Source organism: Mesorhizobium sp. dw_380 (assembly GCF_018588885.1).
Classification (GTDB): Bacteria; Pseudomonadota; Alphaproteobacteria; order Rhizobiales; family Rhizobiaceae; genus Mesorhizobium.
This window is the reverse complement of the sequence record NZ_JAFFIW010000015.1, coordinates 93,924-120,591: the sequence shown is the minus strand read 5'-3', so window position 1 is coordinate 120,591 and position 26,668 is coordinate 93,924. Positions and strand designations below refer to the sequence as shown.

16 protein-coding genes and 1 tRNA gene are annotated in these 26,668 nt (G+C 63.7%); 7 read left to right on the top strand and 10 right to left on the bottom strand.

Features of this window, described 5'->3' with window-relative positions; all coding sequences use genetic code 11:
- Window positions 1–34: 34 nt before the first annotated feature.
- From guaB to JT360_RS17055, 3 genes are all read right to left on the bottom strand, one after another.
- The gene (guaB, locus tag JT360_RS17065) at window positions 35–1,537 is read right to left on the bottom strand and encodes an IMP dehydrogenase (protein ID WP_214472818.1); all 1,503 of its coding nucleotides are present in this window, start codon (window positions 1,535–1,537) and stop codon (window positions 35–37) included.
- A 128-nt stretch (window positions 1,538–1,665) separates the two neighbouring features.
- A complete protein-coding gene (locus JT360_RS17060) occupies window positions 1,666–2,121 on the bottom strand; it encodes a PIN domain-containing protein (RefSeq protein WP_214472817.1) in 456 nt (151 codons plus the stop codon).
- Window positions 2,118–2,363, bottom strand: a complete 246-nt coding sequence (locus tag JT360_RS17055) for a type II toxin-antitoxin system prevent-host-death family antitoxin (RefSeq protein ID WP_214472816.1) — start codon at window positions 2,361–2,363, stop codon at window positions 2,118–2,120. The genes JT360_RS17060 and JT360_RS17055 overlap by 4 nt, the downstream gene beginning before the upstream one ends.
- 233 nt (window positions 2,364–2,596) lie before the next feature.
- Here JT360_RS17055 and JT360_RS17050 point away from each other — a divergent pair, with 233 nt between their 5' ends.
- Complete coding sequence (locus JT360_RS17050) at window positions 2,597–4,018, top strand: MFS transporter (RefSeq protein ID WP_214472832.1); 1,422 nt, start codon at window positions 2,597–2,599, stop codon at window positions 4,016–4,018.
- 10 nt (window positions 4,019–4,028) lie between these two features.
- On the opposite strand, the gene JT360_RS17045 is transcribed toward JT360_RS17050, so the two are convergent.
- On the bottom strand, window positions 4,029–4,826 hold the full coding sequence (locus tag JT360_RS17045; RefSeq protein WP_214472815.1) for an RlmE family RNA methyltransferase: 798 nt from the start codon (window positions 4,824–4,826) through the stop codon (window positions 4,029–4,031).
- Between the two features lie 71 nt (window positions 4,827–4,897).
- A complete protein-coding gene (locus JT360_RS17040) occupies window positions 4,898–6,307 on the bottom strand; it encodes a Ppx/GppA phosphatase family protein (RefSeq protein ID WP_250888856.1) in 1,410 nt (469 codons plus the stop codon).
- 353 nt (window positions 6,308–6,660) lie between these two features.
- On the opposite strand from JT360_RS17040, the gene JT360_RS17035 reads away from it, so the two are divergent.
- The 5 genes from JT360_RS17035 to JT360_RS17015 all read left to right on the top strand — a co-directional run bounded on the left by JT360_RS17035 (window position 6,661) and on the right by JT360_RS17015 (window position 11,848).
- On the top strand, window positions 6,661–7,593 hold the full coding sequence (locus JT360_RS17035; RefSeq protein ID WP_214472814.1) for a lysylphosphatidylglycerol synthase domain-containing protein: 933 nt from the start codon (window positions 6,661–6,663) through the stop codon (window positions 7,591–7,593).
- Between the two features lie 179 nt (window positions 7,594–7,772).
- Window positions 7,773–7,846 (top strand) — tRNA-Gln (locus JT360_RS17030).
- A 90-nt stretch (window positions 7,847–7,936) separates the two neighbouring features.
- Entirely contained in the window at window positions 7,937–8,587 is a 651-nt protein-coding gene (locus JT360_RS17025) for a hypothetical protein (RefSeq protein WP_214472813.1), read from the top strand.
- A gap of 31 nt (window positions 8,588–8,618) precedes the next feature.
- Window positions 8,619–10,304 carry a tetratricopeptide repeat protein gene (locus JT360_RS17020; RefSeq protein ID WP_214472812.1) on the top strand — a complete coding sequence of 562 codons (1,686 nt, stop codon included), beginning with the start codon at window positions 8,619–8,621 and terminating at the stop codon, window positions 10,302–10,304.
- A gap of 539 nt (window positions 10,305–10,843) precedes the next feature.
- Window positions 10,844–11,848, top strand: coding sequence for a L,D-transpeptidase family protein (locus JT360_RS17015; protein WP_214472811.1), 1,005 nt, complete (start codon window positions 10,844–10,846; stop codon window positions 11,846–11,848).
- Window positions 11,849–11,936: 88 nt separating this feature from the next.
- Here the strand turns inward: JT360_RS17015 and JT360_RS17010 are convergent, their stop codons facing one another.
- Window positions 11,937–12,623 (bottom strand): D-lyxose/D-mannose family sugar isomerase, encoded by a 687-nt coding sequence (locus JT360_RS17010; RefSeq protein ID WP_214472810.1) that lies wholly within the window; start codon window positions 12,621–12,623, stop codon window positions 11,937–11,939.
- Window positions 12,624–12,913: 290 nt separating this feature from the next.
- Here JT360_RS17010 and JT360_RS17005 point away from each other — a divergent pair, with 290 nt between their 5' ends.
- Window positions 12,914–13,972 carry a D-TA family PLP-dependent enzyme gene (locus JT360_RS17005; RefSeq protein ID WP_214472809.1) on the top strand — a complete coding sequence of 353 codons (1,059 nt, stop codon included), beginning with the start codon at window positions 12,914–12,916 and terminating at the stop codon, window positions 13,970–13,972.
- A gap of 226 nt (window positions 13,973–14,198) precedes the next feature.
- Here JT360_RS17005 and JT360_RS17000 read toward each other — a convergent pair whose 3' ends face one another.
- The 4 genes from JT360_RS17000 to JT360_RS16985 form a co-directional block, all read right to left on the bottom strand.
- A complete protein-coding gene (locus tag JT360_RS17000) occupies window positions 14,199–14,957 on the bottom strand; it encodes a heme ABC transporter permease (RefSeq protein ID WP_214472808.1) in 759 nt (252 codons plus the stop codon).
- A gap of 103 nt (window positions 14,958–15,060) precedes the next feature.
- Complete coding sequence (locus tag JT360_RS16995) at window positions 15,061–16,833, bottom strand: glucan ABC transporter ATP-binding protein/ permease (RefSeq protein WP_214472807.1); 1,773 nt, start codon at window positions 16,831–16,833, stop codon at window positions 15,061–15,063.
- A 370-nt stretch (window positions 16,834–17,203) separates the two neighbouring features.
- Window positions 17,204–25,792 (bottom strand): glycoside hydrolase family 94 protein, encoded by an 8,589-nt coding sequence (locus JT360_RS16990; protein WP_214472806.1) that lies wholly within the window; start codon window positions 25,790–25,792, stop codon window positions 17,204–17,206.
- Between the two features lie 287 nt (window positions 25,793–26,079).
- Entirely contained in the window at window positions 26,080–26,658 is a 579-nt protein-coding gene (locus JT360_RS16985; RefSeq protein ID WP_214472805.1) for a HutD/Ves family protein, read from the bottom strand.
- Between the last annotated feature and the right edge of the window lie 10 nt (window positions 26,659–26,668).

Here is a 26,668-nt window from a genome sequence, read left to right as displayed (position 1 = left end):
CGTCGCGGTCAGGTTGCGCCAGAGCCCGGAAGAATCAGGCTCCGCCGGGATAGTTCGGGCTTTCGCGGGTAATCGTGACGTCATGGGCGTGGCTTTCACGAAGTCCGGCGTTGGATATGCGCACAAAAGTGGCGCGGTCGCGGAAATCGGCAAGGTCGCGGCCGCCTACATAACCCATAGCGGCTTTCAGCCCGCCTGCAAGCTGGTGCAGCACGCCAGACACAGGTCCTTTGTAGGGAACCTGCCCTTCGATACCTTCCGGCACCAATTTCAGCGTGTCGCGCACCTCGGCCTGGAAGTAGCGATCGGCCGAGCCGCGCGCCATTGCGCCGACCGAGCCCATGCCGCGATAAGCCTTGAAGGAGCGGCCCTGGTGCAGATAGACCTCGCCCGGGCTCTCGTCGGTACCGGCGAGCAGCGAGCCAATCATGGCGGCGCTGGCCCCGGCGGCGAGCGCCTTGGCAAGATCGCCGGAATATTTGATGCCGCCATCGGCAATCACCGACACACCGGATTTGTGCGCCGTCTCGACGGCCGACATGATGGCCGAAAGCTGCGGCACGCCGACACCGGCAACGATGCGGGTGGTGCAGATGGAGCCCGGGCCGATGCCGACCTTGACGGCGTCGGCGCCGGCGTCGATCAGCGCCTGCGTGCCTTCCGCGGTGGCGACATTGCCGGCCAGGATGCGCACCGAATTGGAAAGTTTCTTGGCGCGCGTGACCGCGTCCAGCACGCGCTGCGAGTGGCCATGCGCGGTATCGATGACCAGGAGGTCGACGCCGGCCTCGATCAGGCGCTCGGCGCGCTCGAAGCCGTCGTCGCCGACGCTGGTGGCGGCCGCCGCGCGCAGGCGTCCCTGCGCATCCTTGGTGGCGTGCGGGTTCAGCTGCGACTTTTCGATATCCTTGACGGTGATCAGGCCGACGCAATTGCCTTGCTTGTCGACGACGACGAGCTTTTCGATGCGGTGCTGGTGCAGAAGCCGCTTGGCCTCGTCCTGGTCGACATTCTCCTTGACCGTGATCAGATTCTCACGGGTCATCAATTCGTAGACCTTCTGTGCCGGATCGGAGGCAAAGCGCACGTCGCGGTTGGTCAGGATGCCGACCAGCCGGCCGGTCTTGTGGCCGCCGGCGCCACCGTTCTCGACCACCGGAATGCCCGAGATCGAATAGGTGCGCATCAGGGACAGCGCGTCGGCAAGGGTGGCGTCGGGGCCGATGGTGACCGGGTTGACCACCATGCCGGATTCGAATTTCTTCACCTGCCGTACCTGCTCGGCCTGCTCGGCCGGCGAGAAATTGCGGTGGATGACGCCGATGCCGCCGGCCTGGGCCATGGCGATTGCAAGACGCGCCTCGGTGACGGTGTCCATCGCGGCCGAGAGGATCGGCACGTTGAGGTCGATGTCGCCGGCAATGCGGGTGCGGACATCGGTTTCGCCGGGCATGACCTCGGAATGACCCGGCTGCAAAAGCACGTCGTCAAAGGTCAGCGCCAACGCGCCGGTGGACGTTTCGATGATTTTTGCCATGGCCAGCCCTTTGAATGCGGAAAAGCGCTGGACCGGAATGGACAGCGCCGACTCGTTCTTCCCTTTCAGGATTGGCGCTGGCTGGTACCACGTCGCGGCGCCGATGAAAAGCCGATCGTTGCGGCGTTTTACCCGGCAGACTCCCCCAAGAGAGCATTCAGCAGGGGATGACGCGGCGATGCGAAGGGACTGACGACAGTGACCCCACCCCATGTGAAGCCGTCTTGCAGGTCTTCCGACAGGAGAAGTCGGCAACCGGCTTGCGAGGCAGTGGAGAGAATGACCGCATCCCAAATGCTGAAGCGGTGGTCGGTCGCCAGATCGGTCGCCATCATCATCACGTCTTGTGTCGTCCCGGCAACCGGAAACGCATCGCGCCAGCTCAGAAGAGCGTCCCGTGCCTCTTGAGGCAGCCTTCCGGCCTTGCGAACGAGAACGTTATACAACTCACCAAGAACCTGAACGGGAACAATGGCAGCCTCCTGCGGGAGTTTGCGCAGCAGTTCGAGAACGATGTCGCGCTTCTCGGCACCGTTGACCCCTTCCGCATAGGCAAGAAGATTGGTGTCGAGCGCGACCTTCACCGCTCGTCCTCGTAGAGCTCGTCGCGGGTCCAGCGGCCGGCATCGACAACAGGCTGGCGTTCGAGGCGCGACAGCAACGCTGTGCGCGAGCGGGAAACCACACCTTCCTGTCGATCCGCGGGCACGATCCGCGCGACGGGGCGTCCGTGACTGGTCACAACGTAGCTTTGTCCTTCGCGAACACCGCGCAGGATGAGAGAGAATTTGCGGTTGGCATCGGCTGCCGAAACGGCTTCTTCCATGATACAGCCCATATTGTAGTTATATTCACTACAATAGTGAGAGCTGTCTCCCTCCGCAAGCTATTCGTCGCCTGGCGATACGATCTCTCCCGGCATGCCCCGCCCAAGCCCGCATCCTCACGGTCGCACAAAAGTGACAGCAAATTAACACGACATCGATGGCCAGCCGTGATACCGCCCCCTCGTATCGGCTCGCCCCCGGCCGGAAAGAGAATTTGAAAACGGGCACGCTCGTGAACCGCACCATTCCGCTGATCCTGGCGGTCGCACTTTTCATGGAGAACATGGATTCGACCGTCATCGCGACATCGCTGCCTGCGATCGCCGTCGACATCCACACCAGCCCGATCGCACTCAAGCTGGCGCTGACCGCCTATCTGGTGTCGCTGGCGATCTTCATTCCGATCAGCGGTTGGATGGCCGACCGCTTCGGCGCCAAGAACATCTTTCGCGCCGCGATCGCGGTGTTCATCGTCGGTTCGGTGGCCTGCGCCGTGTCCGGCTCGCTGCCGGCTTTCGTGGTTTCACGCTTCCTGCAAGGCATTGGCGGCGCCATGATGACGCCCGTCGGGCGTCTGGTGCTGGTGCGCGCGACGCCCAAGAGCGACCTGGTCGCCGCCATGTCGTGGCTGACCGTTCCCGCGCTGGTCGGGCCGTTGGTGGGCCCACCGATCGGCGGCTTCATCACCACCTACTTCACCTGGCACTGGATCTTCCTGATCAATGTGCCGATCGGCCTGATCGGCATCTGGCTGGCGACGCGATTCCTGCCGGAAACTGAATCCATGGAGACGCCGCCGCTCGATTTCATCGGCTTCGTGCTGAGCGGGCTGGCGGCATCCGGCATCGTGTTCGGCCTGTCGGTGGTCAGCCTGCCCTATCTGCCGCCGGCAACCGGTTTCATCACCGTGGCCGTCGGGCTGCTGTCGGGCGCGCTCTACCTGATGCACGCGCGCCGCGCCAAGAATCCGCTGCTTGCGCTGGAGCTGTTCCGCAACCAGGTGTTCCGCTCCTCGGTGCTTGGCGGCTCGCTATTTCGTATCGGCATCGGGGCGGTGCCATTCTTGCTGCCGCTGATGTTCCAGATCGGCTTCGGGCTGACGCCGTTCCAGTCAGGCATGATCACCTTCGTCTCGGCGATCGGCGCCATCGGCATGAAATTCGTCACCGCGCTGATCTTCCGCATTGTCGGTTTTCGCCGCGTGCTGATCGTGGGCTCACTGGTCGCGGCGGGATCGATCGCCATCAACGGCCTGTTCACGCCCGACACACCCTATCTGCTGATGCTGGCCATGCTCCTGGTCGGCGGCTTCATCCGCTCGATGTTCTTCACCGGCGTCAACGCACTCGCCTATGCGGAGGTTTCAGCCGAGGACACCAGCAAGGCGACGCCGATCGCCGCCGTCTTCCAGCAGCTGTCGATCGCGCTCGGCGTGGCGGTTGCCGGCGGCATACTGGAAGTGTCGACGGGCATCCATGGCGGCCCGCTGAGGCTGAGCGATTTCCACACCGCCTTCTTCATCGTCGCCGCGATCTCGGCCGCCGCGTCGCTGTCGTTCATGCGGCTGGCGCCCGATGCCGGCAATGGCGTCTCCGGCCATGGCCGGCTGACGACGCCCAAGAGGCTGGAACCGGTGAGGTCGCCAGGGGAGTGAGTCGGCCGACTCAGCCGTCGGCGTCCCCCGGCCCTTCGCTATGGCTCCGGGCGCTCGAGTCCTTCGGAACGTCCACTGGACGTTCCGATCCGCCTGACGGCGGACCGGCCTCTCGCCCCTTGAAATCTTTCGCCAGCAGATAAAGCTCCACCGACTCATCGCGCGAGGCCGGCGGCTTGACGTGGTGCACCGAGCGAAAATTCTTCTTCAGCATCGAGAGCAGTTCGTTCTCAGCGCCGCCCTGAAAAGTCTTGGCGAGGAAATGCCCGCCCGGCTTCAGGACCGACAGTGCGAAATCGGCCGCCACCTCGCACAGATGCATGGTGCGGATGTGGTCGGTCCGCTTGTGGCCGGTGGTCGGTGCAGCCATGTCGGACAGCACGACATCGGGATCCCCGCCCAGCGCTTCGGCCAGCTTCTGCGGCGCTTGCGGATCGAGGAAATCCATCAAAAGCACTGGCGCGCCGGGCACGGCGTCCATTTCCAGATAGTCGATGCCGACGACATGCGGATTTTCCGCCGTCGATTTGGTGCGCGCGGCCGCGACCTGGCACCAGCCGCCGGGGGCGGCACCAAGATCGATCACCTTCATGCCGGGCTTGAGCAGATGGTGCTTGTCGTCGATCTCGATCAGCTTGTAGGCCGCGCGCGAGCGATAACCGTCAGCCTTGGAGCGCTGGACATAGGGATCGTTGATGTGGCGCTGCAGCCAGCGGCGCGACGATTCCTTCAAGCCGCTTTTCTTCTTGATCCGCGTCTTCAGCACGCGAATGCCGGCGGATCCTGGTTTTTCCGGTTTCTTGGTCATTGGTTGATTTCTTTTTGGAGCATGATCTTATCCGAAGCCACTTTTCGCTGACGCGGTCCTGCGGTTCGGGGTCATGCCCTGCCACGCCCATCTTTGCGCCAAACGCCGTCATCGGCCATCAGCTCGCTCAATATGCCCTCGCGCAGGCCACGGTCGGCGACACGCAGCCGCTCCGAAGGCCAGACCGCGCGGATCGCTTCGAGGATAGCGCAGCCGGCCAGCACCAGGTCGGCGCGGTCCGCACCGATGCAGGGGTTGGCGCAGCGCTGCTGGAAATCCCAGCCGACCAGCCTCTCCACCATGCGGTCGACACTGTGGCGGTCCATCCACAGCCCGTCGACACGGCGGCGGTCGTAGCGCTCGAGATCGAGGTGAACGCCGGCCAGCGTCGTCACGGTGCCCGAAGTGCCGAGCAAGTGGAAATTCGGGCTGGCCTTGAGGTGGCTCAGCCGGTCACGGCCATCGAAGGTAGCCAGCCGGCCGGCGACATCGTCGACCATGGCGGTGAAGATTTCGCGCGTCACCGTGCGGCCGCCAAAGCGCTCGGCCAATGAAACGACGCCGACCGGCAGCGACGTCCACGAGACGATGTGGTTGGCGAGCCGCGGCGAACGGCGGCCGGCGAGATCGATCAGCGCGATCTCCGAGGAGCCGCCGCCGATGTCGAACAGGACGACGCCCTGCGTGTCGCGCTCGACCAGCGAGCCGCAGCCGGAAACCGCCAGCCGCGCCTCGGTCTGGCGATCGATGATCTCGAGCTTCAGCCCGGCCTCGCGCTCGACGCGTTCCAGGAACTCGACACCATTGGCCGCCGAGCGGCAGGCTTCCGTGGCGATCAGCCTCGCCTTCTTGATCTTGCGGCTGCGCAATTTGTCGCCACAGACTTTCAGCGCTTCGACGGCGCGGTCCATCGCCGGCTGGCCGAGCCGGCCATTGGCGGTGAGCCCCTCGCCCAGCCTGACGATGCGCGAGAAGGCGTCGATGACGCGGAACTGTCCATGGCGTGTGGGAACGGCGACCAGCAGCCGGCAATTGTTGGTGCCGAGGTCGAGGGCCGCGAACACCGGCAGCTCGTGCACCGGCGGCCGACGGGCGCCCTGCTCGGGACGTGGGGCGACGGGCGAGATCGCCGGAGCCGCCATCTGCAGCATCGGCTCAGGGACAGGCGTTTTGCCTGGCACTGGCGATCGATTGTCCTGGGGACGCGCTTCATCGCGCGCAAAAACCTTGCGCCCGCGCCTTCGCTTGCGCCGTTTCTTGGGCTTGCCCTTCTGGTGATGGGTCGCGTCGCCCGCCTGCCCGTCGGCGGAGCGCGGCGCCATTGGGCGGCGTTGCTGCCAACCGCCGCCCGAGCCCGACGGCCCTGGGGAAGCGCTGGACGCGCCCACCTCCGGCGCGCCTGCGCCGGTGTCGCGGTCTTCCACTGTCGTTCCTTCCGGCACCGCGCGAACCGGTGACGGACGCAGCAGGCGCTTTGGCATGTTTAAAGTTGCCGCCAGACTAACAGCGCTGTGCCCGATCACCAAGAGCCGCATGCCGAATTTTGCCGGCTGGGTGCGGGACCCGCCATTTCGTCCGCCGCCGCAATCTACCCGCAAGGCTGGATTGGTAGCGCGATCCGGTCGGAGACGATCCCCCGTCGAAGCCGATGCCCGCACCGCTGGCCGACGCCTTTGCACCGCTTTCGGCGCGGACGGATCTTGCGGCGACAAGTGTTCGCGGTTGAATAGCCGGCTTCGATGAGGCATTTCTGAAATGAACGGAGGCCGCCGGCAGCGGGCCTCCCACCATCAAGAGAAAAGGCAGCGGACACGCAACTCATGGCAGTCAGGCAATGAACTGGAGACGCTATTTCTGGCCGGTGGTCGGCATCGCCGCGGTGATCTTTTCGCTGCTGCTGCTCTGGCACGAACTGCGCGGCATTTCGATCGACGATGTATGGGACGGGCTCGCCGCCATTCCAACCCGCGGCTGGGTGCTGGCGGGGTTGAGTTCCGTCATCGCCTATGCCGCGCTCGCCGGCTACGACCACATCGCGCTGCTGCATATCGGCAAGAAGGTGTCGTGGCTGTTCGTGACCCTGTGCTCCTTCACCACCTACGCGCTGTCGCACAATATCGGCGGCTCTGTGTTTTCGGGCGCGGTCATCCGCTACCGCGCCTACGGCACAAGGGGGCTGAGCGGCCAGGATGTCGGCGTGCTGGTGGCGATCTGCTGGATCACCTTCGTGCTGTCGACTATCCTCGCCTCCGGCCTTGTGCTGGTGTTCGAGCCGCAAATTATCGACCGGTTCTCCGGCATCGCCCATCACGGCCTGTCGGAAGCGGCGGGCATCGCGATGCTGGTCCTCGTCGCCGCCTACATCTTCGGCAGCTGGCTGCATCTGCGACCGCTGAAGATCGCCAGCTTTCAGCTGCACTATCCAGCGCTGCCGATCGTCGCCAGGCAATTGCTGATCGGCCCGATCGAACTCTTGGCCGCCGCCGCGATCATCTTCTTCACGCTGCCCGAGGCTCACAATCCCGGCTATTTCGTCGTGCTCGGCGTCTTCCTCGTCTCCTTCTCGATCGCCCAGATCTCGCACGCGCCGGGTGGCCTCGGCGTGTTCGAGGTGGTGTTCCTGGCCGGGCTTTCCGACATGGACCCGGTCGGCGTGCTGGCGGCGCTGCTGGTGTTCCGGCTGTTCTACCTGATCATCCCGCTGATTCTCGGCCTCGGCATCGTGCTGTTCTTCGAGCGCTCGCAGTTCAGCCGGACGGAGAGCTGAGGTGCGATTAGCTCCGAGGGGTTACGCCACTGGGCCGTGCGAAACATGGCGGCTGAAACCGGCTGACAAAACGTAGCGATTGAAGCGCAGAGCAGGCTTGACTATTTTCCGCTGGCGGCTACAAGGCAGCGCTCAAGCGGCTCAGCCGTTCGGCCCGCGCGGTTCATGACCGCGCCTGCTGGGGAATAGGTTAACGGTAGACCCACGGACTCTGACTCCGTTAGTCCTGGTTCGAATCCAGGTTCCCCAGCCAGAAATTCCACAACAAAAAGAATGATTTGGCGGGGAAATTTCAGCCCAGTTCATTTTTGCATCGCTATGCTTCCCTGCACGAGACCGCGTCATGCCCACCGATAGCCAGTACATTCTCGCAAACATCAAGCAGGGATGCGTGATGCTCACCGATAATGAGTTCTTCATCGACAGGCTGGTGAAGTATGTCGGCAATGGGAGAATCCGGTGGCACGTCGAATTCCGTGGGCATCGCATCGAGTTGACGACAGGCCAGCTCAAGAAGCAGCCTACCTTCCGCAGGAAGATGCTCGAACAGGCTGGTGTGCTGCCGCCCCAACTTGCCGGGGCCGCCTACAGGCGATGGGCACTCGATCTGAGGAAGAATGCCATTGAGCTTCCTTGGCGGGATAGGCCGGTTGATGCCGGTTTCGCTATCGACAGGCTTGTCAGTCATGGAGGCGACCGCTGGACGGTTGAATACCAAGGCAAGGCAATCAAGTTCACGACGACTAAACTCCGCAGGCAGGTTAGTTTCCGCAAACGAATGCTGGCCAAGGTCAAGGTTCTGCCGCCTCAACTGGAGCCGGCTGCCTATCGGAAGTGGATGGATTGGCTCATTCAAAATGCCACCGAGGCTGACCCGCAGACCGGCGACGACTTGATGAGCGAGAAAAGTTGGCTTGACGACCTGCCAGAGCTAGCCGGCTGGCAAAATGAAGCGCGGCTTAAGGAACCAGCTAGCGGTGGCGGTAATATCTGAGAAATAAACGCCCAAAATTGAATGGAAGTCCATGGACCGCTTCAACCTCGGCAGCTACCGCCGCCCCATCTCCACCCGTTCCGCCGAAACCCAGCGCTGGTTCGATATCGGCCTGAACTGGTGCTACGGCTTCAATCATGAGGAGGGCATCAAGTGCTTCGAGAAGGCGCTGGAGACGGACCCGGGCTGCGCGATGGTGCATTGGGGCATCGCCTATGCGGCCGGGCCTTTCTACAATCTGACCTGGAAAGAGCATGGCGAGGCCGAGGCCAACAGCGCGACCAAGCGGTGCTTCGAGCATGCCCAGCTGGCGCGCGCCAATGCGGCTTCCGCCAGTGAAGTTGAAAGGCTGATAATCGAGGCGCTGGCTTGCCGCTTCCAGAAGCCACATCGAGTGAGCCTCCAAGAATTCGAGCAATGGGATGACGCCTACGCCGCCGCGATGCGGCGGGTCTATGAAAGGTTTCCCGACGACCATGATGTGATGGCGCTGCTGGTCGAGGCGTTGATGATGCGTACGGTGCGGCGGCTTTGGAACCTGAAAACCGGGGCGCCGGCGCCGAATTCGGATGTGCTCGAGGCGCTGGAGGTTTGCGAACGGTCGATCCGGCTCGCTGATGAGGCCGGCATCGCGCAGCATCCGGCGGTCGTCCATTTGCACATCCATCTGCTGGAGATGTCGACCATGCCGGAACGCGGCATGCGTTCGGCGGATCTGCTGGGGCAAATTTGCCCCGATGCCGGGCACATGAACCACATGCCGGGGCACATCTATGTGCTATGCGGCGAATATGAGAAGGCGAAGCTCGCCAGCGAAAAGGCGATCCGCGCCAACGATCTCTATCTCGCTTATGCGCACGAGCCGACCTACTACCTGCTCGGCTGCTGCCACGATCTGCATCTGATGATGTTCACCTGCATGTTGTCGGGCCAGTACGGGCCGGCGCTGTGGGCCGCCGACAAGGTGCGCAGCCTGGTCGCGCGTGACGTCGTCAGCCTTGCCGACCGGCCCAAGCTCACGCAAACAGTGGAAGGCTACCACGCGATGAAATCGCATGTGCTGGTGCGCTTCGGCCGCTGGCAGGAGATCATCGACGAGCCGGTGGCCGAGGAGCCCGGCCTCTATGTGCTGACGGCGGCCATGCAGCACTACGCTAGGGGTGTCGCCCATGCGACGCTGAGGCAGTTTGCCGAAGCCGAGCGCGAGCGCGAGCTGTTCCATCGGCATGTGGCGGGCATTCCGGCCGAGCGGCGTTTTCTGAGCAATCCGACCCGCGCCTCGCTGTCTGTCGGTGCTGCGTTGCTCGACGGCGAACTTGCCTACCATCAGGGCCGGCACGAGGAGGCGTATGGCCATCTGCGGCAAGCGGTCGAGCTGGACGACAATCTCTCCTACACCGAGCCATGGGCGTGGATGCACCCGCCGCGCCATGCGCTGGCGGCATTGCTTCTCGACCAGGGCCGTGCGCAAGAGGCCGAGCAGGTCTATCGCGACGATCTCGGCCTGAGCGGCAAGGTGCAGCGCTGCGCCCAGCACCCGAACAATGTCTGGGCGCTGCATGGGCTGGTCGAATGCCTGGAGCGGCGCGGTGAGGTGGAAGAGCTGCCGGCGCTGCAGGCAAGGCTCGCCACGGCGCAGGCCAAGGCGGACGTGGCGATCAGCTCGTCATGTCTGTGCCGGACGAGCGTGCACCCAGCGCCAAGCTGCTGTGACTGAGGCGACGCCCGCCTGGCGGCCGATCAGCCAAAGCTCCACACTTTGCCTCGTTCCACCCATCTGCCGTCCTCGATCAGCGCAGAGCAGTCTATCTCATCGTGAAGTTGGGCGTGTGGATCGGACGAAAGCCAGGAAGCGTAAGACCGAAGCTGCTTGAGCCTGGCTGTCTTCTCAAGCCGTGCCTGGCGCTCATCCTCGGCTGGTTGAGGCGGTCTTTCGTTCCTCTGGGCGGGAAATTGCATCTTTAGTCTCCTCGATCGTCACCCCAGCCCACGGAGAGGCCGCTCAATGGAAGTTGATCCATTATTGCTCCAGTCCCTGCTCCGCACCTGGGCTAATGCGAACACATGCGCGGACGAGAGTCGCCATCCGTTTTGATGAGGCGGCCCATTATCAACAAATGCATCCGCGTGACCGCCGGGGGCGCTCCTGGTCCGGGCTCGCTTCGGCCTATTAGCAGCGGTGATCGCGACTGAGCTGCAGGTAAATGGAACCAGATCGGCCGTGCAACGTCATAGAAGTGCAGGAGTGTGACGTCGATGATCAGGCTCGTTCTTGTCGCGGCCGCGGCGCTCGTCATGGCATGCGGTGCAACAGCGGCGGCAAAGCTGGACGCAACAACCGTCAACAACGCTCAATTCGACGACAGCGAAGCGAAAGGCGTCAGTGCAAGCGTACTGAAGGCGGAAATCCTCCTCGATCGCGCACGCTTCTCACCTGGCCTGATCGACGGCCGTGGAACAGAGAACTTCACCAAAGCGATCCGCGCGTTCCAGGCGGCCAACGGATTGCCCCCCGATGGCAAGCTCACCCGTGAGACATGGGACAAGCTGGCCGCGACCTCCTCGAGCCCGGCGCTTGAGACTTACGAGCTGACTCGCAAGGATGTGCATGGACCGTTCACGAAGCGAATTCCGGCGCGCATGGAGAGGATGGCCCGCCTGCGCAGGCTCGGCTACCACAATGCGGTGGAAAAGATGGCGGAGCGCTTCCACGTCAGCGAGCAACTGCTCAAACGGCTCAATCCTGGCGTCGGCTTCAGGAAGGCGGGGCGAAAGCTGCTGGTGCCGGCCGTCACCCGAGGCGATCCGCCCGGAGGTATCGCGAACGTCGAAGTCGACAAGAGCGCGCGCCAGGTTCGAGTGCTCGACGCTTCCGGTAAAGTGCTTGCGGTTTACCCCGCCTCGATCGGGAGCCAGGAGAAGCCGGCGCCGAGCGGCCAAGCGGAGGTCAAACGCGTGGTGCACAACCCCACCTATCACTACGATCCCGCGTTCGCCTTCAAGGGAGTCCGGACCAAGCGCCCCTTCACGATCGCTGCCGGTCCCAACAATCCGGTGGGATTGGTCTGGATCGATTTGTCCATCGAGAGTTACGGCATCCACGGGACCCCGGACCCAGCCAAGATCGGTAAAACCTTCTCGCATGGCTGCATCAGGCTGACCAATTGGGATGCCGAAGACCTCGCCGCCGGAGTGCAGAAAGGCACAAAGGTTGTCTTCACTGACGAAGCGGTGGGATCGATCAACCAGGGGGCGCAGTAGGCAGCGCTAACCCGCTTTCGGCCGACCGTGGCTGCTGTCATCGAGGGCACTGGCCGTCAGCTGGCCGGTGCCTCAATTCACGGCGAAACTACCCCAGCCACTTCTCATAGTCGGCGACCAGCAGGTGCAGCGGGGCGACATCCTCGTCAATGTTGGAGAAGCGGCCGATCGGCTCGCGGAAAACATTGTCGGTGAGATCGTCGTTGACGGTCGACACCTCGCCGATCAGCACATCCTTGCCCTCGGCCCAGAAGGCGTGCCAGACGCCCGGCAGCAGCGTGACGCTCTGGCCCGGATCGAGCTTCAGCAGACCGCCGGCGGGCAGCCTGTGGATGGTCCCGTCGACCGGCACCGACACCTCGGCCTTGGGATCGATGCCACCGTCGCGATCGTGCATGAACAGTTCCAGCACCAGCTTGCCGCCGCCACGATTGATGATGTCCTCGGCCTTGATGTTGTGGCGGTGCATCGGCGACAGCTGGTCCTTGCGCGAGATCATGATCTTCTCGGCATAGAGCATGCCCATGCCCTTCTTCATGTCCTCGTAGCGGCCGTTGCGGACGGTGAACAGGAACAGGCCGAGTTCCTTGAACTTCTCCTGGCCGTAATCGGTGATGTCCCAGCCGAGCCGCGAGGTGAAGATGGCCGAGGAATCGACCTGGCGCGCCTTCATCTCTTCCGGCGACCAGTAGGCGAAAGGCGGCATGATGTAGCCGAATGAGCGGATGAAAGCGTCGGCTTCGCGGATGATGTCGTTGATGGCGGAGCGTTTCATGATCATGACCCTTCGTGTCGATTTTGCTCAAGCGCTTAGCGTCTGACGGGGTTCATACGATGCGCTTCAGGTTGTTAGCACGCATGTCGTTGTCCCAAAACCGCTACGCACTTTTGGGCGACATGCATTGGCAAATCGCATAGCCGAACACCGGTGCGGTGTCGATCCATCCAGCCGCCTGCCCTGCCCTGGGCCGTGAACGGATGGCCCACCGATCCGGTCCGCTGGCTGCGTGACATCACGCGCTTTCGAGGCCATAACCCCTGCGGACTTTCACAGGGTGACAGCTGATGCCGACCATCCATGACCTCGATACGCCGTCGATCCTGATCGACGCCGCACGTGCCGAAGCCAATATTGCCCGCGCACAGGCGCATGCCGACAAAAACGGGCTGAAGCTCAGGCCGCACATCAAGACGCACAAGCTGCCCTATTGGGCGAAGAAGCAAATGGCGGCGGGTGCCGTCGGCATCACCTGCCAGAAGATCGGCGAGGCCGAGGTGATGGCGGATGCCGGCCTGACCGATGTTTTTCTTCCCTACAACATCCTTGGCCGCGCCAAGCTGGAGCGGCTCCTGGCGCTGCACAGGCGCGTAACCTTGTCGGTGACGGCGGACAGCATGGAAACCATCGACGGGCTGGCCGCTACCTTCACCGATACCGGCCATCGCCTGTCGGTGCTGGTCGAGTGCGACACGGGCATGGGGCGCTGCGGCGTGCAGACGGCTGGTGAGGCGGTTGGGCTGGCAAGACAGATCGACACGGCCAAGGGCCTCGCCTTCGGCGGGCTGATGACCTATCCGGCCGCGGGCCGTGCGGCGGAGGCCGAGGCCTGGCTCGCCAACGCAAGGCAGGCGCTGGCCGCCTGCGGTTTTGCCTGCGAACGCATCTCCAGCGGCGGCACGCCTGATATGTGGCGCTCCGCCGATGCATCCGTCGTCACCGAATATCGTCCCGGCACCTACATCTATCTCGACCGCTACCAGGTTGCCAAAGGCGTCGGCACTCTCGACGATTGCGCGCTGACGGTGCTGTCGACGGTGGTCAGCCATCCGACGCCAACCCGCGCCATTCTGGACAGCGGCAGCAAGGCGCTGTCCAGCGATACGCTGGGATTACCCGATTTCGGCGAGTTGTTGGGCGTTGCGGGCGCGCGGGTGACGGGCCTGAGCGAGGAGCACGGCACCGTCACGCTTTCGGGCGACGGCAAATTGCGCATCGGCGAGCGCGTGCGCGTGGTGCCCGACCATTGCTGCGTCGTCACCAATTTGTTCAACGAGGTCAACCTGATCGACGGCGACAAAGTGCTGGAAACGCTGCCGGTGGCCGCGCGTGGGCTGATGGGGTGAGTGAACTGATCACCGCTTCCGGCAAGGGCTGGCGGGACAGCACCCCCCTCTGGCCTGCCGGCCATCTCCCCGCAAGGAGGGAGATCGGCAGCTCCGTCGTCGGGTTTCAATTACAGCCGTCATAACATTGGTGATTGGCGAAGGCAGAAGCGACATCCAATCTCCCCCCTTGCGGGGGAGATGGCCGGCAGGCCAGAGGGGGGTGTGAAGAAACTCGGCGTCAGCCCTACGGCCGCTCCGCCTGCCTTGCCGCCACGCGTCGCATGGCGATGACCCGGCGGCGGCGGATTTCGGTGCGCATCGCCATCAAATGCAGTGTGAAGAACAGCGCCGTGAAGCCGACGGCCATGACCAGCAGCGGCCAGAGCATCGAGGGGTCGATGGCCGATCCGCCCATGCGGAACACCGAAGCCGGCTGGTGCAGCGTGTTCCACCAGTCGACCGAGAATTTGATGATCGGGATGTTGATGAAGCCGACCAGCGTGATGATGGCGGCGGCCCAGGCGGCGCGTCCGGCATCGTCGAGCGCGCGGGTCAGCGCGATAATGCCGAGATACATCAGGAACAGCACGAAGACCGAGGTCAGCCGCGCATCCCAGACCCACCATGTGCCCCACATCGGCTTGCCCCAGATCGAGCCAGTGATCAACGCCAGCGCGGTGAAGACCGCGCCAATGGGGGCCGCCGATTTCAGCGCGACATCGGCCAGCGGATGCCGCCAGACCAGCGTGCCAAGTGCCGAGACCGCCATCAGCGTGTAACACATCATGGCGAGCCAAGCGAAAGGCACGTGGATATACATGATGCGAACGGTGATGCCTTGCTGGAAGTCCTCCGGCGCGGTGAAGCTCATATAGAGGCCGACGGCCAGGATCAGCGCCGCAATCGCTGCCAGCCACGGGACGATCTTGTCGGCCAGCCCGACGAAGCGTGTCGGGTTGGCGAAATCGGTCCAGCCGGTCAAGCGTGAAGTGGTGTCGCTCATGCCGATCTAAATAACCCGGCGGCGGCCTCACGGCAATCGAGCGGTTGTCGCAGGCAGTGGAGCGTACTTTCCTTCTCCCCTTGTTGTGGGAGAAGGAAAAAAGTTAAGCGGCCTCGCCCTGGACCGAGCGGCTGAGGCGACGGACTTCCTCGTCGTTGAGCAGGCCGCCGGCGCGCAGCAGGCTGGCGAAGCGGCCGTTGCGCAGCGACAGTTCGGCGAAGCCGCCCATTTCGACCACCCTGCCCTTGTCCATGAACACGACCAGATCGGCGTCGCGAACGGTGGTCAGGCGGTGGGCGATGATGAAGGTGGTGCGGTCGCGCCTGAGTTCGTCGATCGCTCCCTTGACGCGGTCCTCGGTCTCGACGTCGAGCGCGCTGGTCGCCTCGTCGAGCACCAGGATCGGCGCGTCCTTCAGCACGGCGCGGGCGATGGCGATGCGCTGGCGCTCGCCGCCCGATAGCTGACCGCCGCGTTCGCCGACCACCGTGTCGTAGCCATTGCTCTTGGCCAGGATGAAGTCCTGCGCGGCGGCCGCATTGGCGGCGGCATGGATCTCGTCGTTGGTCGCATCGGCGCGGCCGACACGGATGTTGTCCTCGATCGAACGGTTGAGAAGCCCGGCATCCTGGAAGACGGTGGCGATCGAATGGCGCAGCGACTTGCGGGTCACGTTGCGGGTATCGACGCCGTCGATCAGGATACGGCCGCTGGACGGCGAGAAGACGCGCTGCAGCAGATTGATGAGTGTGGTCTTGCCCGCACCCGTCGGTCCGACGATGGCAACGGTCTGGCCGGCCTGCACCTCGAATGACACATCCTCGATGCCATGGCCCGAATTGGCGAACTCGAAGCCGACATTCTCGAACCGGACATGGCCGGTGACGTTGGTGAGGTCACGCAGGCCATCCGGCTCGGCGGCGTCGGCCGCAGAGTCCTCGAAATGGTAGAAGTCCTCGAGCTTGGCGCGGGCCTCCGAGATCTGGTTGGCGAAAGCCGACATCTGGTCGAGACGAGCGATCAGCAGGGTGGCAAAGCCGGTGAAGGCGATGACGTCGCCGATGCGCAGCTGGCCATGGGTGACCAGATACGCGCCGATCAGAAGCACCACCATCATCGAGATGGTCGACGACAGGCGGTGCAGCGCATTGGCCATCGCCCACCAGTCGAGCACCGGGTTCTGTGCGTCGAGCAGGTTCTTGACATAGCGGCGCAGCGTATCGGCTTCATGGCCGAGGCGGTTGTAGCTCTGCAGCACGGCGACGTTGCTCACCGAGTCCGTCACATGTGCGAACACCTTGTGATAGTGGCGCTCGACGGCGGCCTGACCTTCCTTGGTGCGCTTCATCACCAGCCGGCCGATACCGACATAGAGCACGCCGAGCGCGAGCAGCACCATCGACATGCGCAGGTCCATGCTGATGGCCGTCGGGATCAGCAGGACCAGAGCGACGGCGGTGGACAGATGCTGGCGCATGAATTCGAGCCACAGGCTGAACAGCGTCTCGACGGCGCGCAGCAGCGTGTGCAGGGCGTTCGACGTGCCGCGCTGATGATGCCAGGCGAGCGGCATGGTGATCACGCGCTCGAACGACTGGCACAGCACCTCGCTGCGGCGGGCATGGGCAAAACGGTCGGCGCCGCGCGCCACCAGAACGAAAGCGATAATGTTGAAAGCACCAAGGCCGGCCCACAAAGCGAGGGTCGAGAACACCGAGCCGTGAGCGGAAATCGCATCGATCACCCGACCGAACATGATCGGCTCGAGGATCGCGATGATGGCCAGCGTGACATTGGCGCCGCAGATCAGCGCGACGCGCTTCCTGTCGGCGGCCAGATAGCCCAACGCTCTCCAATAGATCTGCAGAAGTGACACTTCAGCTACTCCGCTAACTCTCTATTGTGCCCAACCCGATATTGTGCACTGCACCATTTATTGACACGTAACGGTTGACGCGTCGCAAAACAATGCCCGTCTATCGCTTCCGTTCCCATTTAGCGAACAAAAGATGACGACGATGCGAAATCTGGCGTGATCACCTAACGGTTTGAGATAAAAGGTGAAATGTCAGCCTTGCGGCAAAATCGTGGCAGCAGACGAGCAGTGCCACATTTTTAATCACAGCGATCGTGTCCGGCCGATCGGATGGAATGCAGCCTACGCCGCCAACGGCCACGCGCAAGTAAACAGCGCGCGATCTCGCGCGCCACCAAGGGCGCGCGAGACACAACCTAAACTTTTGATTTCACGCGGGTATCTTGACCACGACCTCGGTCTGACCGCCAGCTTTAGGTTCGAAGGACGCGGACTTTGTTTTCGAACCATCGACTTCGAGCGAGATGGTCTTGGCCTTTTTGTCGCGGATGACATGAACCTTGACCTCGGCGCCGAGCATCTTGAGCGATGCCTGGTAGCCATCCCAGTGGCTGGGCAGTTTGGGCCGTAACGTGATCTGCTTGCCGCGCCGTTCTATGCCGAGAATGCCTTCGACCGCCGCTCGGTAAAGCCAGCCTGCCGAGCCGGTGTACCAGGTCCAGCCGCCGCGGCCTGCCTTGTCGTCTCCGGCATAGATATCGGCCGCGACCACATAGGGCTCGACACGATAGTGCTCGGCCGAGGCCTCGTCGAATGCGTGGTTGACCGGGTTCAGCATCGAGAAGCAGCGATAGGCTTCGTCGGTCTGCCCCATCTCGGCCAACGCAATGACGAACCAGGTGGCGGCGTGGGTGTACTGGCCGCCATTCTCGCGCACGCCGGGCGGATAGCTCTTGATATAGCCGGGATCCTTCTGCGTCTTCGAGAAGGGTGGCGTGAACAGCTTGACGATCTTGAGCTTGTCGTCGACGAGCAGCTTCGTCGCCTGCTGCATGGCCGTCGTCGACCGCGCCGGGTCGCCCTCGCCTGAAAGCACGCTCCAGGATTGGGCGATGGAATCGATCCTGCACTCCTGCGACGTTCGGGAGCCCAAAAGCGTGCCGTCGTCGAAGCTGCCGCGCCGGTACCATTCGCCGTCCCATGCGGTGCTTTCAAGCGCCCGCTTCAGCGCATCGGCATGCTTTGCCCAGGCCTGCGCGCGCTTGCTGTCGCCCTCTGCCTTGGCGACGGGTGCGAAATCGCCCAACGTCTTCAGCAGGAACCAGCCCAGCCAGACGCTCTCGCCCTTGCCGTGCTCGCCGACACGGTTCATGCCGTCGTTCCAGTCGCCGCCAAGGATCAGCGGCAGGCCGGCAGGACTGCTGCGCTTGATGGCAAGGTCGAGCGCACGCGCGCAATGGTCGTAGAGCGACACCGTCTTCTTGGAGATTTCCGGGGTGAAAAAGGCATCGTGCTCGCCCTCGCCCAGCGCCTGCCCATCGATGAAGGGCAGTTGCTCCTTCAGGATGCCGGCGTCGCCGGTCACCGTCAGATAGCGCGCCGTGGCGTGGGCCAGCCAGACCACGTCATCGGAGATCAAGGTGCGCACGCCTGCCCCGGTGCGCGGCAGCCACCAATGCTGCACATCGCCCTCCGGGAACTGCCGCCGCGCGGCGTTGAGGATCTGGTCGCGCGCCAGCGTCGGATCGTGCGCCAGCAGCGCCAGAGTGTCCTGCAACTGATCGCGGAAGCCGAAGGCACCGCTCGCCTGATAGAAGGCCGAGCGGGCGCGGATGCGGCAGGCAAGGCTTTGATAGGGCAGCCAGTGATTGACCATGGCATCGAGCGCCTTGTCCGGCGTCTCGACCTGGATGGTGTCGAGGAAACCGCGCCATTCGCGCTCGTTGTGGGCCAGGCGCTGGTCGAAATCCTGGCCCCGGTGCTTCTGCACCAGCGTGCTCGCCTGCGCAGGGGAATCGGCATCGCCAAGCAGCCAGAGCAGCGTGACGTCGCCGCCGGCCGGGATCTCGACGTCGCGGGCGATCGCCGCGCAGGGATCGTCTCCGGCCTCGACACGGCCGGACAGCGCCGCACCGCTCATCACCGCCTGCGGCAGCTCGCTGGACCCATGCCGGCCGAGGAACTCGGCGCGGTCCGATGTCACCGAATGGACACCGGCATCGGCGGCGAGGAAGGCCACCCGCTCGCTGAAATCGAGCCCGTAGGGGTTTTGCGCCAGCAATGCGCCGGTCGCCCCGTCGCGGGACGGCACGATGGTTGCCGCAGTGCGAGAGCGATGCCCGCCAAGCACCCATTCGGCATAGGCATAAACGCGCAGCCGCGCCGGCACCGAGCCGGAATTCTGGATGCGCAGCCGTGAAATCTTCACCGGATCGACCGGGTCGACTACATGGGTCAGGTCCATCGACAGCGGCCCACGCCTGGAGCGGAAGGTCGAGAAGCCCTGGCCGTGCCAGGCTTCGTAGGTCATCGAGGGATCGCGCACCACTGCGGCGATCGGCGAGAACGCCCTGCCGCTGGCCTGGTCGTATATATAGATGCCCTCACCCGGCCGGTTCGAGACCGGATCATTCGACCACGGCGTCAGCTGGTAGTCGCGGCTGTTGCGGCTCCAGGTGAAGGCGGCCCCTTCGGCCGAGGTGTGGAAGCCGAACGAGGCGTTGGCGACGACATTGATCCAGGGCTGCGGCGTGGTGCGCAGGCCTGCCAGACGCACCACATAGTGCCGACCGTCGCCGTCGAAACCGCCAAAGCCGTTCCACTGGTTGAGGCCGGTGCCATCGGCGCTGGCATCCACCACCGCCTGCGAAGCATATGCGTGCGTCATGGGCGTGGGCGCCGAAATTTCGCGCGGCGTCAGCAATCCGGCCAGCTGCACCCCGTCGCGCGCCTGCAGGGCAGCCGCCTCGGCCCGCTCGATCTGATCGAAGATGGTGCCGTTGCGCGTATGCAGCACGACCCGGGCGACGGCGAGCAGCGTCCTGTAGGTGGTCTCTTCCATCAAATCGCGGCGCACCGCGAAAATGTGCTGTCGGGGGCCTAGTTCCTTGCCGCGCAGACGGCTGTTTTCGCACAGCGTCTCGACCGCGCGCTGCAGATCCTGGACATAGGACGAGGCCTGCTCGTTGACGACGACGAAGTCGATCATCATGCCGCGGGTGCGCATATATTCCTGGAAGCGCAGCGCCTGGGCAACGATTTCCAGATCGGCGACGTCGCCGATCCTGACCAGAAAGATCGGGAAATCGCCCGAAATGCTGGTCGGCCACAGGCTGGACTGCTTGCCCAGGCCCGAAGCGATGGATTCGGCCGGCAGGCGCAGGAACGGATCCGGATAGATCAAATAGCGCGCCAGTTTCTGCACATTGGCGGCATCGGTCAGACTGAGGCCCATGTGGCGGGTCTGCACCTGGCTGCGCGTCCAGGCGAGCATGGCCTGGCGGGCAAAGCTCTCCTGATGATCGAGCCGGCCGATGGCTTCTTCCAGCTCGGCGCGGTTGGCCCCGACGACGGTCCAGAAGGTCAGCGATATCTTCTTGTTGGCGGGCACGCGCACCTGGCGGCGCAGCGAGGCGATTGGATCGAGCGTGAAGCCGGAACGGCCGCCGAGCCTGGCGCCTGGATCAAAAGCGGCGGCATCGACGATGGTGCGGCCACGGCCGATGAAGGCGCGCCTGTCGGTCTCGGCCTCGGCATCACGCGCCGGTCCGGACGGATCGGTGACGAAATGCACCAGGGTGACGTCGGGCTCGCTGGCTTCGCGCTTGCGGCGCGTGGCGAAGATCGCGCCATTGTTGGCGGCGATTTCCGTTTCCACGAACATCTTCGAGAAGGCCGGATGCGCGTTGTCGGAGGCCTCCCAGCCCAGCACCAGCTCGGCAAAGGACGTCACTTCGATGTAACGATCGGATGTGCTCTCATTGTAGAGCGTGACCCTGCGACCCTCGCCATTGCCTTCCGAGATGACGATGCATTCGACCTCGGAGCGCAATGTACCGACCGTTTTGACGAAACTCGCCTTGTCGTCGGAGAACAGGGTCTGCGTCTTTTCCTCGGCCGCGCGCTTGGGCTCTGAAGTCGCCGACCACCAGTCGCCGGTGGCAACGTCGCGGAGGAAAATGTAGGAGCCGAGCCGGTCCTCGACCGGATCGGGCTGCCAGCGTGTGACGGAAAGATCGCCCCAGCGGCTGTAGCCAGAGCCGGTCGCCGTCACCATCACCGAATAGCGGCCGTTCGACATCACATTGGTCGAACGCAGCGCCCGCGGCGGATCGAGCACGATGCGGGTGTCGGGGCTCTCGGTTTCGGTCTCGTCCTTGGAGCGCTCGTCCGCTTCGGTGCGGACGGTCGCCGTCGGGATGTCGCGCGGCGCCCTCTCCTGCAACAGCAGTTCGGCCGATTCAATGACCGGATCGCTGTGGAAGCGATCGCGCAGGCGGCCCTCGAAGATGGCGTCGGCGACGGCGGCGATCGACATGCCCGAATGGTGCGCCATGTAATTCTGCACCACGGCATGATTGGTGCCTTCCGGCACGCGCTGCGGCGTGAAGTCGACCGCGTCGTAGAAGCCGTGGCGGCCAAGCGCGCCGATTTCACGCAGCCGCGCAAGGTTCTGCACGGCTTCGCGCGGGTTGAACTGCGCCGCCAGGATGGTCGCATAGGGCGCAATCACCGTGTTCTGGCCAAGGCCGCGTTTCAGCCCAAGGCCAGGCACGCCGAAATTGGTGTACTGATAGGTCAGTTCCCGGTCGCGGGCGTTATAGGCCGCTTCCGAAACGCCCCACGGCACGTTCTTCTGGCGGCCGTACTGAATCTGGCGCTTGATGATCAGCTTGCTGGTCTGGTTCAAGATCGAGCCTTGCGGCTCCTTCATCACCAGCGGCGGCATCAGGTACTCGAACATCGAGCCCGACCAGGACATCAGCGCGCCTTTGAAGCCGATTTCGACGATCGGGCGGCCGAGCCGGAACCAGTGCTCGGTCGGCAGGTCGCCCTTGGCAATGGCGAACAGGCTGGTCAGTCGCGCCTCGGAGGCGAGAAGGTCGTAGCAGCTTTCGTCGAGTTGGTGTTCCTCGACCCGGTAGCCGATCGACAGCAGCTTGCGCTCCGGCCGCATCAGGAAGGAGAATTCCATCTCGAAGGCGAAGCGGCGCGTGCGCTCGCGCAGGGTCAGGAGCTTGGCGCGCAGCGCTTCGACGGCATTGTCGTCGCTGTGGGCATCGTGGACATGCGCCTCGCAAGTGGCTTCCAGTCTCGCCGCCCAGTCGACGATGACATCGCTCTGGGGCGATGCCGCCTCGGTGTGGATGGCGGTGGCGAGCTTGCGGATCTCGCCGGCCAGCACGGCGAGGTTGATGGTGCGGATCGAGGCCATTTCCGGCTGTGCCTTGATCGTATCGACGGCGCGCCGCATGCCGTCGAGGCGGTCAATGAGACGCTGGCGCAGAGGCCTAAGCTGGCGGCGGTCGTCGGGCAACTCATCAAGGCTTTCGCTCAGAATGGTCACCGTATCGAGAATGCCTTCGAAATCGCCCTGGAGGTGAACGGAAGGGGCTTCGGCCCACTCGGCGCAGGCAGCAGCCACCGCCACCAGGTGACCGGCGAGATTGCCGCTGTCGACAGCCGAAATATAGAGCGGGTAGAGCGGCTTCAGCGTCGTGGTGTCGTACCAGTTGAAGAGATGGCCGCGGCTGCGCGGCATGCTCTCTATGGTGGTCATCGTGGCGTCGATGCGGGTGATGGCATCGGACAGGCTGATCCAGCCGAAATCGCGCGCCGATACGACCGACAGAAGATAGACGCCGATATTGGTCGGAGACGTCCGCGGCGCCACGACCGGTGCCGGGCTTTCCTGGAAATTGTCCGGCGGCAGGCTGTGATGCTCCGCGGTGACGAAGGTCTCGAAATAATGCCAGGTGCGCCGCGCCACGGTGCGCAGCGTATGGATATCGGCCTGCGAAATGCGCAGCCGATCCTCGGTTTCGGCCGAGCGGCTGATCCAGCTGGCGATCGCCGGCGAGCCGATCCAGAACAGGGCAAAGAAGAAGGCAACGAAAGCGCCGGTGGAATCGGCCAGCACCGGAATGGCGAGGCCGACGAAGCCGATGATCACGGCACCGTACATCATGCCGTAATAGGAGCCGACATCATTGTCGCCCGCCTTGTGTGCCTGCGAGGCGGTGCGCCATTCCAGAAGGTTCTGGCGGCTGACGAACAACCGATAAAGCGTGCGCACGATGGCATCGCCCATCATCCAGGCATTGTGCGCCATCAGCACGATCTTCAGCGCCACCATGGCGGTGCCAAAGGCGACGTCGCGCGCCAAGGCCGAGAAATGGCCGCGCGGCGTCTGGTCGCCGCTCTTCGGCAAGATGGCGTTGACGACGTCGAAGGTCGGCGCCATGAACAGGCTGAGGATCAGCAAGGCCTGCCACTGCGCGGCCTGCGTGAAGGGCAGCAGGGTCCAGCCGGCAATCGCCGCCATCACCCAGAAGATCGGCGTCAGCGAACGGCGCAGATTGTCGACCATCTTCCAGCGCGACAGGGCCGGAACGCCGGAGCGCGGATCGAGGATGAAGCCGAGAAGCTGCCAGTCGCCGCGTGCCCAGCGATGATGGCGCGAAGCGTCGACCGAATAGCGGGTCGGATAGTCCTCGACCAGTTCGACGTCGGTGACCAGCGCCGAGCGCGCCAGCGCGCCTTCAAGCAAATCGTGGCTGAGGATGGTGTTTTCCTCGATGCGGCCCTGCAGCGCCGCCTCGAAGGCGTCGACATGGTAGAGGCCCTTGCCGGTGAAGGAACCGTCGCCGAAGACATCCTGATAAAGGTCCGAGACGGCGAAGACATAAGGGTCGAGGCCGCGATTGGCCGAGAACACACGCTGGAAGAACGAGGCCTCGTCGCCGCTGGTGAGCGAGGCGGTGATGCGCGGCTGCAGGATCGTGTAGCCGGCGGTGACGACTCGCTTGGTGGCATCGAAATGCGGGCGGTTGAGCGGATGGCAGAGCTTGCCGACAAGGCTCGAGACCGCATCACGGGTGGTGCGTGTATCGGCGTCGAGCGTCATCACATGGACGACTTTTTCCGGCAGCGGGACCTCGAGCGGCAGGAAGGTGGTGTCGCTGTCGCCGCGCAGCAGCAGGTCGAGCTCATGCAGCTTGCCGCGCTTGCGTTCCCAGCCCATCCAGCACCCTTGAGCGGCATTGTAGAGCCGCCGGCGGTGCAGGATATAGAAGCGCGGTGCGCCTTCCGAAGGGTAGCGGGCGTTGAGACGGGCGATCTCGGCGCGGGCGTATTCGAGGATCTCGGCGTCGGCCGCATCGATCTCGATCTTGCTGTCGGGCCAGTCCGACAGCAGCGCGAAATGGATCTCCTCCGCCAGATTGGCAAGGTAGTGCACTTCGATGTTGCGGATGTTTTCCTCGACATCGTCACGTGAGCCGATCAGCGAAGGCACAACCACCAGCGTGCGGGCTTCGGGCGGCACGCCGTGCCGGTAGTCGTAGCCGATCAGGCGTGTCGGCTTGAGGAAAAGCGAGACCACGGTGTTGAAGAAGGCGAGCGCGCCTTCGCTCGCCGGCACGGCAAACAGCGCCAGCATCAGAACGATCGACGGTACTGAGAGGCCGAGATTGGCCAGCGCATTGCCGGTGAGGACAAGAAGCAGGACGGTCAATGCGAAGACGGGCAGGACGATGCCAAGCCATCCGGTCTTGCCGAAGGTCCGCTTGACCGTCTGGCTGATGGTCGGCCGATAGCCGATCGCTTTCTCCAGTTCCAGACGGCGTGGACCGACGAGATAGAAACCGACGTCGGTGTGAGCGGATGCAATTAGCGCATCACCCTCCTCGCCGCTGTCCAACCCGGCCTCAGCGGTGGTATGACCAGCCAATTCGATCGCCTTTTCGGCGACGCGGTATTCCGACAGGTTGGAGCGGCGTGCCAACTCCTCGATCGCGGTCCGGTACTGATCGCGCGAGAAGAAATCGAGCGCGGCGAAATCTGTGCGCTCGCGCAGCACGGTATCGATGCGGCTGACGCCTTCGAACCATACCGTCCAGTCGATGTCGTTGATGAGGCGAAGGCCGCGGATGATGTTGCCGGTCGTCACATTGCCGCTGGACAGGGTGTGATGCTCGGAGATGATGATCTCCTCGGCATCGGAGCCGGTCTTTTCGAGCTCGCCCTCAAGCCACTCCAGGGCCTTGCCGGCATTCTGTGACCCATCGCGCAGGCGATAGAGAAGCTGGGTAGCAAAGGTGGTGTCCTGCGCGTGCGTGCTGAAATTGGCCAGGATCGCCTGGCGGTCGGCGCTGTCGTCCGTCGCCAGCACCTTGTCGGCGACATCGTTGGCGATCTGGCGCATCTGGCGGGTGCGATTGACCCTGACCGCCAGCCGGCGGAGATTCTCGATCAGCACGAAGCGCAGAAGCGATGGCAGCGCCCAGAGTTCACCGATTTTCAGCGGCTCGACCGACTGGAAACCCTGGACGATGGACTTGAACATGGTCGCCGAGACGGAACTGTCCGAATGCGCCACATAGGTCCAGGCCAGAGCCAGTGCGCGCGGCACGCTGCCTCCATCGGGCAGTTTCAGCTTCGGCAGCTGACGGTAGAAACGGCGCGGCAGGTCGCGCTTGACCTGGAAAATGGTCTCTTCGACCAGATAGTTGTTGTCGAGCAGCCATTGCGCGGCCGGGGTGATCGTTTCACCCTTGGCCTGCGCCGCATTGGTTGAACGGTAGACTTCGAGGATCTTCTTGGCGCTGTCGCGGATGCGAGCCTGGAAATCGAACGGGATCAGGCCGAACAGATCAGCGAGATCGCCTTTTGCCAGGCTTTCGCCGAGCAGCCGGAGGCGTTCCTCTGGCAGGAATGTCGATCTTATCGGCTCTTCCGTGATGGCCGGAAAGCTCGCGCTTGTCTTCTCGATCTGGGCTGGATTCGTCTGAATATTCATTGAAAATTCCGTAAGCGGGCACTCAGCGGCGTCACCGCCACGGCAATGGCCCTAAAACCGGTCGAAATGCAATTGGTTGCATCAACCCCTATGCCGAAAGTTTGTTTCCACACCACTATGGGGCGTCATCTTTCGACCAACTCAAAGACGAGCGCCCCTCGCTCCCGTCAGGATCGATCGACGGTGAGGATTTGGGCTTTTTCGTGATCCCGGCAAGAGCTTACGCTATATTTCGCCGGCATTGCGATCATGTTTGGAAACAGGCGGTAACCGTTGGCGCGAAAGTGTCAGACCGCGGGGGCTATCCGGATCACGAACAGCGTCGCATTGGGAGCGGGCTCGACCCGCAGCACCGGAGCATCCGGCCCGAGCAGCAGCGTATCGAGCGGACCGAGGCGAACTGGCCCGGCGTCCGGGAAATCGGCTTTGCCACCGTGACAAAGGATGAGGGTTGAACCGGCGCGGGTCGCGATTTCCACAGGCTGCGAAAGCGCCAGGCGCTCGACCGAATGCAGCATGCGGCCGCGGCGGGTCATGACGTTGAGATCGGCGATCGGGCCGGCGATCAGCGCAGCACTGGTCGGCATGTCGGCTGGGAACGAAAAAGGCTGGGAAGCGGGCGTCAGCCGCGCCTCCGGCTGGCCGGCGATATCAAGCACGATCCCCTCGCCTTCCAGCACCGAGAGCGTACGGTCGATGCCGGCAAAGTTGGAGAATGGCCCGCTGCTTTCGACGCGGGCCATCGAAACGCGCCAGTCAAAATCATCGAGGCCGGCGCCGTCAGGCGAGACGGCGATCTCGGTCGTCGTGCCGCCGCCATTCTTCCACGGCATGACGCGGTAGTCGGCAGCCCGCAGGACGCGCATGAGTTGGCCC